The sequence below is a fragment of the Actinoplanes sp. NPDC051346 genome (assembly GCF_040682215.1).
Lineage (GTDB): Bacteria > Actinomycetota > Actinomycetes > Mycobacteriales > Micromonosporaceae > Actinoplanes.
Window position 1 is genome coordinate 888,037 of sequence record NZ_JBFBAJ010000002.1, and the last position, 12,310, is coordinate 900,346.

Annotated in this window: 4 protein-coding genes; 2 read left to right on the plus strand and 2 right to left on the minus strand. The window is 69.3% G+C overall.

Annotated elements, in window-relative coordinates; all coding sequences use genetic code 11:
• Positions 1 to 1,080: 1,080 nt before the first annotated feature.
• Positions 1,081 to 7,323: a DNRLRE domain-containing protein gene (locus AB0M36_RS08200; protein ID WP_364154192.1), complete on the plus strand. Its 6,243-nt coding sequence runs from the start codon at positions 1,081 to 1,083 to the stop codon at positions 7,321 to 7,323.
• A gap of 242 nt (positions 7,324 to 7,565) precedes the next feature.
• Positions 7,566 to 8,303 (plus strand): hypothetical protein, encoded by a 738-nt coding sequence (locus tag AB0M36_RS08205; protein ID WP_364154194.1) that lies wholly within the window; start codon positions 7,566 to 7,568, stop codon positions 8,301 to 8,303.
• A gap of 341 nt (positions 8,304 to 8,644) precedes the next feature.
• Here the strand turns inward: AB0M36_RS08205 and AB0M36_RS08210 are convergent, their stop codons facing one another.
• On the minus strand, positions 8,645 to 9,529 hold the full coding sequence (locus tag AB0M36_RS08210; RefSeq protein ID WP_364154197.1) for a transposase: 885 nt from the start codon (positions 9,527 to 9,529) through the stop codon (positions 8,645 to 8,647).
• Between the two features lie 922 nt (positions 9,530 to 10,451).
• The gene (locus AB0M36_RS08215) at positions 10,452 to 11,816 is read right to left on the minus strand and encodes a hypothetical protein (protein ID WP_364154200.1); all 1,365 of its coding nucleotides are present in this window, start codon (positions 11,814 to 11,816) and stop codon (positions 10,452 to 10,454) included.
• Positions 11,817 to 12,310: the final 494 nt, after the last annotated feature.

Here is a 12,310-nt window from a genome sequence, read left to right on the forward strand (position 1 = left end):
GTAGGCGGCGGGCGTCGAGATCGTGCTCGAAGTCGACTACCTGAGCGAGCTGACAGCACTGCGCTCGCTGGCTCGACTCGCCGCGGCGGTTCCGTCCGTTGCGGGGCCGCACGCTGACCGACGGCGGGTTGCGCCAGGTGTTCGGTTTCAGCAGCCGGATGGCCCAGTAGAAGTAGCACCGGCCGCCAGGCGCCTTCGTGCATGTCTCCGGGGCGAACAGCCGTGTGGTCGCTAATTTCGTTCCAGTTTGCCCACCTAATCGGCCTGGACCCGCAAGCACTGGTTCTCGATGACCTCGCCGGACGGTTGCGACAACGACAGATCACCAACGTGTGCACGTCCGTCAGCATCACCCTCGACGTCGGCGCTGATTCTCCAGCCCACCTTCAAACTGCGCCGCGCGTCGCCCGCGACCTGACAGATTCGATGGGGGAGGAGGCGGCATCGATCGAAGTGGCCGCAGAGACTTCGGAGCGGCGATCTCGCCGAGTGGCTTCTGTCCAACTACGGCTGCCGGGATTCACGATCCCGAACCAGCGGCGGACAGCATTTAACCCCCACCACGGTCTAGTACTCCAGCAGCGGGCGGGCGTGCAGCTCGGCGCCGACCGAACGATCGCTCCGTCGGTGGCCAGAGAAGTTTCGCCGGGGCTGAGGAGACCAGCGCAGAGTCGCGTCCGGATTACTTCATCCGTCCGATGACGTCCCGGTTTCTGGCCGGGGGCCCCGTGTGGTCCATCCCGGTGCACGGGTGACGGACTCGCACGCATGACCGACCCGGATCCGGGGTGACCTTGGCAGAGTCCGTAGCTGAGGCCCTTACCCTCTCTGATCCGGTGCTGCGCAAGACCGCTTAGCGGGCTCGGCTCGGCGTTTCTCGAAGCCCCAACCCTGGGTCAGCGGGGCTATGCCGTTCGTTGTGCCAATGATCACTGCCGCCGTCTCTCCGGCCCTCATGATCATTAAAGTGCGCTCTCGTTCGATCTGAGCGGGGGAGATGTGCTGGTGAATCCACCAATGACAGGGCGGGGTTGCGTCCGCTGGTTCGATGCGGTTCTGCGGGGGCCGGCCGGGCGGACGATGTCCGCTGCTTTGGTCATGCTGCTGGTCGCGACGGTGCTCGGAGTGCCGAAACCTCAGCCGGTGTCAGCGGCGCCGGCTGCTCCGGCCGCCGCGGCCGAGCCGCTGGAGCGTCCGGATGAGACGGCCGCACTGATCACTGCCAGGCTGACGGGCCAGCGGGTACGGATCTCCGGGCTGACCTCCGAGACTTCGGAGTTCTTCGCGCTTCCGGAGGGCCGCATCGAGGCGACGGTCTCGGCGGGTGTGGTGCGGATGCGCCGGGGCGGGACGTGGGTGCCTGTCGATCTGACACTGCGCAAGCAGGCGGACGGTTCGGTGGCGCCGGTTGCGCATCCGCAGAACCTCAAGGTGGCCGGCGCGCGGACGACGTCGTCCGGGGAACTGGCGTCTGTCGGCACCGGCGCGGACAGAGTGACGCTCGGCTGGCCGGGGACTCTGCCGGAACCGGTGCTGGACGGCAACAAGGCGACGTACCCGGATGTGCTCCCGCAGACCGATCTTGTGGTGGAAGCGACCCGTTCGGGGTTCGAGCAGTTCGTGGTGGCCAAGTCGCCGGCGGCGGTGCCGCACCTCGATGAGGTGCTGGTGCCGCTCTCTGGCAAGCGGGTGGCCGCGATCGACGAGGATGCCACCGGCAGCCTGGAGGTCGAGGACTCGGCCGGGCGTATGGTGGCGTCGGTCCCGACGCCGATGATGTGGGACGCCCAGCTCGCCTCGAACGGGGAGAGCCCGGCGCGGATGACCGAGCTCGACGTCACCGCTCAGCAGCCGAAGCCGGCCGCGCGACAGACGTCGCAGGGGGGCCGCCAGGCGGCGCTGAAGCTGACACCGGACGCCACGTGGCTCAAGGACCCGGCGACGAAGTATCCGGTGACGATCGATCCGCAGATCAACAAGCTGCTGACGACGTTCGACACCACGGTCAGCGAGGGCTCGTCGGCCGATCAGGGCGGGGCGGACTACCTGCGCCTGGGCGTCACCACTGAAGCGAAGCCGAAGAAGTCGCGTTCCTTCGTCAACTGGGACATCACGGCGCTGCGCGGTAAGCAGATCACCGCGGCCTCGGCGCACTTCTTCAACTGGTACGCCACCACGTGCGCAGCGACCCCGTGGGAGATCTGGACCACCGAGGGTGCCGACGGCGACACCCGCTGGGCGAACCAGCCGAAGTGGCTCACCAAGGAAGCCACCTCCACGCAGACCAAGGGCTTCAACTCCTCCTGCGGCGACGGCTGGGTGTCCGTCGACGCGAAGAGCTTCTTCCAGCGTGCCGCGAGCAAGAACGAGACCCGGGCGAACATGGGGATCCGGGCGGCGAACGAGGCGGACAAGAAGCAGTGGAAGGAGTTCCGGTCGCGGAACGCCAACGACACCGCCCAGGTGCCGTACGCGAAGGTCACCTACAACTCGTACCCGGTGATCGGCACCCGCTCGGCGACGCCGAGCATGCCCTGTGTCACCGGGGCCGACCGGCCGTATGTCAACAGCCTCGTCCCGCAGCTCAAGGCCGTGGTGTCGGACCCGGACGGCAGCAAGGTGAAAGCCACCTTCGAGTGGCACGTGCTGGACGGCCGCAAGATCGGTGAGAGCAGCACCGGGACCGCCGCCTCGGGCTCGACCCTGTCCGCCACGGTGCCCGCCGGCGCCCTGGCCGACAACGGCACCTATGCCTGGCGGGTCTCCGCCAACGACGGTACGGTCAGCAGTCCCGCGTCGTCCTTCTGCCAGTTCAGCGTCGATGTCACCGCGCCCGGTGCGGCCCCGGTGGTGTCCTCGCCGGACTACCCGCAGGGAGCCTGGGGCAGCGCGGCCACCAAGCCCGGCGCCTTCACCCTCGCCGCGGCGGGTGTCAAGGATGTCGCCGCCTACGAGTACGGGCTGGACGTCAGCACCCCGACGCAGCGGGTCAACGCCTCCACCGTCGGTGGCAACGCCTCCGTGTCCGTGACACCCGGATCGGACGGCCCGCACACCCTGGTCGTACGCTCCGTCGACCGGGCGGGGAACCGCTCGCCGATGGCGCGCTACGCCTTCCAGGTGGGCGCCGGTGCGGTGACCAGTCCCGAGAACGGCGACATCAGCGCGGGGATGACCACGCTCGAGGGCGTGGGCAAGTCCGGTGCCGGCGGCGTCGAATACCAGTGGCGTCGCGGTGAGGCCGACACCTGGCGGTCCGTGCCCCCGGCGGACGTGGCTCTCACCGAAGGCGGCGGGGCCGTGACGTGGCCGCTCCCGGTCAGCGGCAGTAGCCCTGCGAAGCTCAACTGGAACGTCGCCAAGACGCTGAACGAGGCGGAGGCCGGCCCGGACCCGCTGGACGGACCCGTACAGGTCCGTGCGGTGTTCACCGGTGCCGGAGCCGGCACGTCGAGCGCGGTGAAGTTCACCTTCGACCGCAACCGCGCCTCGGCCGCGAGCCAGGACCTCGGCCCCGGTTCCGTGAACCTGCTCACCGGCAACTTCACGGTGTCCGACTCGGATGTGTCGGTGGACTCCGCCGTCGGCGACCTGACTGTCTCGCGGACCTACACCTCCCGTCAGCCGGGCAAGGCGGATGCGATGTTCGGCCCCGGCTGGACCTCCTCCGTCGGCGTGGAGGACGCCGAAGCCCCGTACACGGCGCTGACCGTGACCGGCTCGCTGGTGCAGGCGGGCCTGCCCGACGGCGACAGCATCGGTTTCACCCGGGACGCGGACACGAAGACCGGTGCCAGTTTCGCGCCGGAACTCGGTTCCGAGGACCTGACGCTGAAGTACTCCACCGACGGCGACCGGTACGTCCTGCGGGACCTCGGCGACACCACGGTCACCTTCACCCGGCCTGCGGGCACCCCGGCCGGGCAGTACGTCCCGACGAGGGTCGACCTGTCCGCCACGGGACAGTCCAGCACCTTGTCGTGGGAGAAGAGCGTCGTCGACGGGGCCGTGGTGATGCGCCCGACCCGCATGATCGCCCCGGCACCGGACGGGGTGAACTGCGGCGCGACTCTCGTCAAGGGCTGCCGGGCACTCACCTTCGGCTATGCCAGCGACAGCACGGCCACCGGCGCGGACCAGGCCGGCTGGGGTGATCACGCCGGACGGTTGCGGGAGGTGACGTTCACCGCCTACGACCCGGCGGCCGAGAAGATGGCCACCGTGGCGCTGGCCCGCTACGCGTACGACAACACCGGCCGGCTCCGTGCGGCCTGGGATCCGCGGCTGGACTCCGGCAACGGCGAACATGTCGGCGACACCTATCGCTACGACGGCGCGGGTGGCGTGCTGTCGGAGTTGCGTCCCGCCGGGCAAGAGCCGTGGCAGTTCGACTACAGCGCCATCCCGGGTGATCCGGGCGTCGGCCGGCTGCATCACATCAAGCGGTCGGCCCTGGCGGCCGGAACCGCGGTGTATTCGCTCGCCTACCGCATTCCGACCAGCGGCGCGGGCGCACCCTACGACCTGTCCCCGGCGCAGACCGGCCGCTGGGGGCAGACCGTCGCGCCCGTCGAGGCGACGGCCGTGTTCGGCCCCGACCAGAACCCCGGCGGGGATTTGTACACCGGCAAGCTGCCCACGTCGTACGAGCGTGCCGACATCACCTACGTCGATGCCAATGGCCGCGAGGTCAATACTGTCGTCCCCGGCGGCCACACCTCCGCCACCTGGTACGACCAGTGGGGCAACACCGTGCGGGAGCTGACCGCCGGCAATCTGCGCCGGGCCTTGGACACCGCGGGCGACGACGGCGTCGAGCAGGAGGCCCGGGCGGCGCACGCGCTCTCCACGGTCAACGTGTACTCCCCGGACGGGCAGGAGCTCCGCGAGACCTTCGGCCCGGAGCACGAGGTCGTCCCCCCGGGCGGTGGATCGCAGCGCGGCCGCGACCACACCGTGACCCGCTACGACGAGGGTGCGCCCGCCGAGGGAAGGCCGTTCCACCTCCCCACCACGGTGACGAGTTCGCTGTCGTACGCCGACAACGGCGAGATCCGCGACGCCGAACCCCGCGTCACCACGACCGAGTACGACTGGGACCTGCGCCTGCCGACCAAGTCGACCGTGGAGGTGTACGGGAAGAAGCTGACCACCCGTACCCGCTACGACGACGCGGGCCTGGTCGTCGCCACGACCACTCCTCGCGGTGGCGACAGTGAGAACACCCCGTCCACCCGGAAGACCGTGTACTACCGTGCCGGCGGCGGATCGGGCAGCGGCGAGTGCGACAACAAGCCGCACTGGGCGGATCTGCCCTGCCGGGTCGAGCCCGGCGGCCAGCCGGACAGCGGTCCCGCACTGCCGGTGACCGTGACGACGTACGACATGTTCCACAAGCCGGCGATCGAGGTCGAGAAGACCGGAGACACGGTACTGCGCACCACGCGCGTGGACTACGACGGCGCCGGCCGGATCCGCGACGTGACCGTCACCGGCCCCGGGGAACCCGTCGCCACCGAACGCCACGTCTACGACGCGAAGACGGGATCCCTGACGGCCACCCAGTCCGTCGCGGACGGCAAAGTCACCGCGCAGATCACCCGGGAGCACGACGGCCTGGGCCGGCAGGTCGCCTACACGGACGCCGACGGCAACCGGTCGACCACGGCGTACGATCTGCTCGGCCGGGTGGTCGCCACCAGCAGCGGCAAGGGTTCGCGGACGTACGCCTTCGACGGTGGTGACGAACGGCGCGGGCTGCTCACGAGCGTCACCGACACCCTCGCCGGCGGCACCTTCACCGCCGGTTACGACGCGGACGGCGCGGTGGTGAGCGAGACCTGGCCCACCGGACTGGCCGTGACCCACCGCTACGACGAAACCGGTCTGCCGTGGTCCGTCAACTACGACCGTCCGGGCTGCGGGCAGGAGAACTGCGGCGTCTACTACGACATGGTGGGCTACAACACCCACGGCCAGAAGCGATGGGCGTCGAGCACCTTCGCGTGGAAGGTGTACGACTACGACCCCGCCGGCCGGCTGGCCTACACCACCAGCACCCGCGACGGCGTCTGCGCCATCAACAAGTACGAGTTCGACGCGGCCAGCAACCGCACCGCCAAGAACACCTACCGGGGCGGGGACGGCTGGGACTGCACGGTCGAGAACCCGGCCGGGTCCACCAGCTACACCTATGACACCGCCGACCGCATCACCGGCGGACACGTGTACGACGCATTGGGCCGTACTACGGTCGTACCCGCAGCCGGGACCACGGATCCGGCCTCGGGCGACCTGACCGTCGGCTACCACAGCACCGACCTGGTCCGGACTCTCTCGCAGGGCGGACGGACCACCACCTACACCCTCGACGTCGACGGTGACCGCGTCCGCTCGTGGAGCGACAAGCGTGCGGACGGGACCACGGTCACCCGGCGGCACCACTACGACGACGACACCGACAGCCCGGCCTGGACCGACGAGGGCGACAACACGTTCACCGCCCCCGTCGCCGGCGTCACCGGTATGGCCGGTATCCGGACCGGCACCGGCGTCGACTGGCAGATCAGCAACCTGCACGGCGACCACGTCGCGGTCGTGCGCGGCGACGAGGCCGGCGTCAGTGCGACGTACGACAACGACGAGTTCGGTATCGCGAACGGTGCCGGTGAGGCCGGGGCGCGCCGGTACGGGTGGCTCGGTGCGCACCAGCGCGCGGGCGACACCCCGGCCGGCGTCGTGCTCATGGGCGTGCGGCTCTACAACCCGGCGGCAGGTCGCTTCCTGTCCGTCGACCCTGTCGCCGGCGGCTCCGCCAACGACTACGACTATTCCTTCCAGGACCCGGTCAATATCGACGACCTGGACGGTAGATGCCCCATCTGCGTCGTCGGCATCGGCATCGGCGTCAGGATCGGGGTCCGGCAGCTCGCCAAGCACCTCGCCAAGCAGGCCGCTCGGCGCGGTGTGACCCCGAGGACGCCGCCGAAGGTCCCGCCGAAGCGGCCGACCAAGCCCAAGACATCCAGCAAGAACAAGCGGAAGCGGGACTACCGGGGCCCGTCCATCGTGTACACGATCTACTATTTCCTCGGTAAGAACAAAACTGTATGGAAGTACGGCATCTCCACGAACGGGAGATCGCGGCCGGACGTGCAGTTGAGGCGACTGCGGAGGCAGTTCTCCAACCTCAAGTGGGACTACGACGTCCAGGGCAGATATAACAGCCGGCATAAGGCTGAAGTGGTGGAAAATACGCTGGTGAAGCGCTATTTCCGAAAACACGGGCACTGCCCTCCGGGCCAGCGGTACAGCTGCAGATAACGCAGTCAGGGACATGCTCATGTGCCGTGCGGCCGGACCTGAAATGGTGTGGTCGCACGGCCCGGCGGTGTTCACCGGGCTTCTTCGCCACCGATCGGCTGGTGGGGTGGCGTACGGTGGTGGGTCGTATCAGAGCAGGCGATGACAACAGCGGAGGACTTGTGAAAACGCCGTGGTTCTTGACCGTCACGGGTTCCGAGGCCGATCGGCGTCGATTCCCGCCAGGGCATAAAACCAGGTTCGTGCTGTGTGTCGCGAAGGCCGAGGAGCTCCTCTGCGCTAGTTATGACGGTCACTCCTGGTTGGCGAAAGCGCCCCAGCGGTCGTCATGGAAGGACGGTCGCGCACTCGACACCGTGGTCGTCATCGGGGAATACGAGAAAGTGGGCATCCAGTACAAGCCACGGGGCGGCCTCGTCTACGAGGTCACCATCCCGGTGGAGGTGGCGGTACAACGCTTCGCTGATGCGGACGCGGAGGCCGAGGCGGTGGAGTTCCTGCTGGAACTCTTCCGCGCGTGTGTCCAGGATGCCGGGCAGCGGTGGAAGATCGGGATGCCGGCGGTACTCACCGCCTCGGTGCCGGGCGATGCGGGGGGACGGGTCGAGGTCCGGTCCGCGCCGGAGGGCGAGGAGCAGGCCAGGCCGGTCGTCGAGATCCACGTGCCGCTCGAGCCGGCTCCCGGAGTCGGTCCGGACGAGTACCAGTACCCGTGGATCGATGATGTCCAGGACATGGTGGCGGAGCTCGACGAGGCGGCCGACGGTGCCGAGGAGTTCGACGACGGCGAGGAGTGGGGCGAGCACTACGTCTTCTTCATCACCGGCCCCGACGCGCAGACACTGTTGGCGGTGGCGTCGCGGTTGGCCACTCTTCCCCGGGTGCCTGCAGGCGCTTTCGCCACCGTCACCGACGACCAAGCCGGTGAGGTGTGGGGGGAGGGGCCTCGCGTGCCCCTGCCCGTCGCGATCCCGGACTGACGCGCGGCTCGCTTCCGGAGCACCGTCGTGCAAGGGGTTCCGCCGGTCTCGGTGCCGGCCGCATCACTCGTTGTCTATTGGCGGCTCGACCGCTCGGCTCGGCTCCTAGGTTGCCTCTCGACGATCACCCACCGGTCGACCTGGTCGCGGTACCGACGGCCGGTACCCATCAGGGCCCTGCCGACGGCGCCTGGACGCGACCATGTCGAGGCACCGATGGCGAAAGGCGCCGGCTGGTGGCCCGACCCTGCGCGCACGGCAAGCAGTTCGTAGCTCTTCTCGTGCCAGGAGCAGAGCAGCAGTACTCGGCCACCTGCAATCTCCTCGCTCGTTAACACCTATCAGCCGACAGCCGCGATACGGCGAGCGCCTCCCACCGGTCGCCGCGTATCAAATGCGACAGTCGGTGCCGGTTCTGGTCGCCGGACGAGGCGTCGATGGGTGCCGTTCCAGGACGCGAAGTGCCCGCGGCTGGCGAAACGGCTGATGTCACCGATATCGCCAAGCAGACGAGCGGATCCGGACGGGCCGATGCCGGTGAGTTCTTGCAGCGTGCTGCCGGTCGTCTGCACCAATTCGGTGAGCTCCGCGTCCGCGATCTTGATCTTCTTGTCGATCACGGCGAGTTCGTGGATCAGCTCCGAGGCCAGCCAGCGGCGAGTCTTGCCGACCACGTCACGCGGCCGCACGGTGTTGAGCAACGCGCGGGCCTGCTGGGTCGACAGGAACTTCTTCGCCCCGCCCGGCACCAACTCGAGCAGTAGGTGATGCAGGCGGCTGACGGTCTCGGTGCGGGTGCGGCCGAGCAGTTCGCGGCGGTCGACGAGCAGCCGCAGCGCCACGGTGGTGTCGTCCACGGTAACCTGACGCAGGTTGTCGGTGCGCAACGCGGCCACGGCGACGCTGTGCGCGTCGACCGGGTCGGTCTTACGGCCCTGGCCGGTAGCGAACACCCGGGCTTGGGCCGAGAGCTTCGCGGGCACATCGAGGACGGTTTCGCCGTCGGCGACCAGGCATTGGGCGACGTGCCGGCCGATGCCGCTGCAGCCTTCGACCGCCCAAACGCGGTCGGTGTGTCTGCGGCCGGCGGCGAGCATCGCCTGGTAGCCGTCGCGGTCGGTGCCGAAGCGGCCTTTGCCGACGGCCTTCTCGCGGTGGTTCATGATTTCGATGGTCGCGGAGCGCTTGTGCGGGTCCACGCCGATGACAACTCGCGCTATGGTCATTCCTCCCCAGTTCCGACGATGCGTCGGCGGGAGGGCAGCGCTACTTCGAGCTGGGCATACCCCTGAGCCTCTCCGCGCCGCGGTGACCGGCGAACGCACGCCAAAAGAGAGTCACACCAAACAGCGGTGACAGCCGCCGACAGAGCGTTCCGCCGGTCACCTCGACCAAGCCTGGCCGGGCTGCGGTCGTACGACCAGTAAATAAGTAGCCGCAATCCGCGCACAGCGCAGTGTCGCCGGTCCGGAACCCCGGCTATTGGGACCGAGCCTGTTCCTCGGCCTGATTGAGCCATCCGCGGTACCAACTGGCAAACCCGTCGGGCTTCCGGCCGGCTCGTGCAGGGGACGGAACCCGCTGGCGTCGGCGATGTCGTCCGCCCACAGCTGACCGCGTGAAGACCCGCTGATCACGAGAGCGTCACGGTAGGCGCAACCGAGGTGGCAAAAAGCAAGAGCATCCCGATGTAGTGCTCGGGTGCGCATACGACGGCATCGTGCCGCTCCCAGTAGGCGCCCTCAGCCGCGTTGAACTTTTCAGATTCGAAGTCGTCCTCGTCGGGCGTTTGGGCAGGCCGTCGGCCGGGTTGAACGCCTCGGTGTGCGGGAATGGCCGGCTCAACGTCGCCAGATTGGTCAGGCTGGCGCCGTCTCCCACCCAACGCCAACGGCCTTCGACACGGCAGAGCGGAAATAGAACCATATGCGGGCCCGGTGCCTCCACGAATGACCTGTAGGAGAAATGTCCGATACTCGGCAGGCAGGTCGACACCCAGCTGTATCGAACAGCCCCAGACCACGCCGCACCGGTTAAAACGCGAGTTAGCAGCAGCGCGCCGACGACACCGGGGAGCCGGCCCCGGCAGGGCAGCCGTCCCGAGGTCACGACGTCGTCCAGATGAGGGATCACCGTCCTCTGCCGGAGTCATTCGGTACCGCTGCTCGTACCTGCCCAGGCTGCCCGGATCGTCTCGCGGGCGGCCGCCTGCTCAAAGACGGCCGCGGTCAGCCATGCCTGCGCCAGCACCTCGACATCGTGCGGGTCGAGACGGCCGAAGACGTCGCGGGTGCGCCGCATGCCCGCCGAGCCGAGCGCGGCCAGGAGCGCGGCCGCCCCGCCCAGATGTGCTGCGGTCAACCGCTGGGCGTCACCGGCGACACCGGTCAACAACGCAGGGCGGCCCGCCGAGACGACTCGTTCGAGTTGGTGGCGCAGAAGGTGCAGCGGGGCAGGAGCGGGCGGTTCCGTGGCTGAGGAGGGCGGGACCGGCTGGGAGCCGGGCATGTCCGCGCGGGTCAGCCGTTCGGTGCCGAGGTCGGCGTGGCCGCCGTGCAGGGACGGCAGCCATTGGGCGGCGAAGGCCAGCCCGGCCACTCGCCGGGCACCAACGAAACGTCCGGCAAGCCGCACCGGATGGCCGGCGGCGTGGGTCGCGAGCAGCCGGAGGTTGGTGACATGGGGCAACGCCGGGTCATCGAGGGCGGCGGTCACCGCCAGTATGCCTGCGTGTTCTGTGGAGAGCAGCAGCCCTCGGCGGTCGGCGCCGACGATGGTGCCGTCGAGGAAGGCGAGGTCGTGCGGGGCGGAACGCTCCTGTGCGGGCAGAGCCGCGGCGGTGAGCCAGCGTTCCACCTGTGCGGCCAGGCCGACCTGCCAGAGCGCGTTGAGCGGGGTGTCGAACCAACCGGCACCAGGCACGGACACGGCCTGCCGGGCCCGGCCATGGCTGAGGCGGCCGGTGGCGGAGGCTTGAGCGTTGACGGCGAGCAGGCCACCGCGGGCGAGGTCGTGGTGGCTGAGGCGTACCTCGCCAAGCTCGACGGATGCGTGGGCAGCGGACACAGCGGCTGCCGGGTCCGCCGGCTTGACGTCGGAGACCACCCAGATGCGGCCCCCGGCGTCCGCCAGGTAGGTGACCGCTCCGGCGTGACCGGTCGCCGCCCGGACCGGCTCGCAGAAGATCCCGTGCAGCCGCAGGTCGCCGACCGGTTCGTAAGCGCGGCGGGCGACACCGACCGCGGAAGCGTCCCCGGACGTCACCCGGTGGCAGGAAACGAGCACCTCCCGCAGATCGTCGGTAAGGACAGCAAGCCGGAATGTCGGATCGTCCCGCCGGGCAGCGCGCAGGTGTTCCACGACCCGGACGGCGGCCGCTGCGGGCGCGAAAAGCTTGACGGCCCGCGCCTGATGCACCGCGCGGAGCAGTTCGGCCTGTGCCACCGCTCCGGCGCCGGGGATCCCGGTGGCGAGCACCGCGGAGGCGGCCGTGACCAGGCCAGACGCCGCCAAGCACTGAGCTTCCGTGACAGGCGGCCGTACGTCTGCGATGGCACCAACCGGCGCCGGGGCACCTGGCCGAACCTGCGGCGACCCAGCAGTGCCCGGTTCGCCGGAGCTGCCGCGCCGTTGTCCGTCCCGCGCGGCGCTGGTGGGTTCGGCTGCCAAAGCCTGGCTGCCGCGGGAGTCACCGGGCGGCGTGGCGCCGCCGGGGTGCTCCAGGCCGCCACGCGACGACCCGGTGCTACCGGGCTCGGCCTGTGGGGTCCCAACGCTGCCGCGTGATTCTCCCTGCGAGGGCTTGGCCTCCACAGCGGCACGCGGATCAGCGTCGCCGATCGCAGCCTGGGCGGCATGACCACCGCCGATCGCTTTGCCCCCGGCGGCGGCAAGAACGGGTGTGCAGCTGAGCACCGCCGCCCGATGCAGGCAGCGGGGCGCCAGCAAGCAACTGCAGACAGCATCCCCGGCCGCCATGACCGGCGTGCTCAGCGTGACGATCGTCT

What these genes read in the sequence shown, in the direction of transcription:
- AB0M36_RS08200 (WP_364154192.1), top strand. Translation starts at nt 1,081, where the DNA reads ATGTCCGCTGCTTTGGTCATGCTGCTGGTCGCGACGGTGCTCGGAGTG.
- AB0M36_RS08210 (WP_364154197.1), bottom strand. Translation starts at nt 9,529, where the DNA reads ATGACCATAGCGCGAGTTGTCATCGGCGTGGACCCGCACAAGCGCTCC.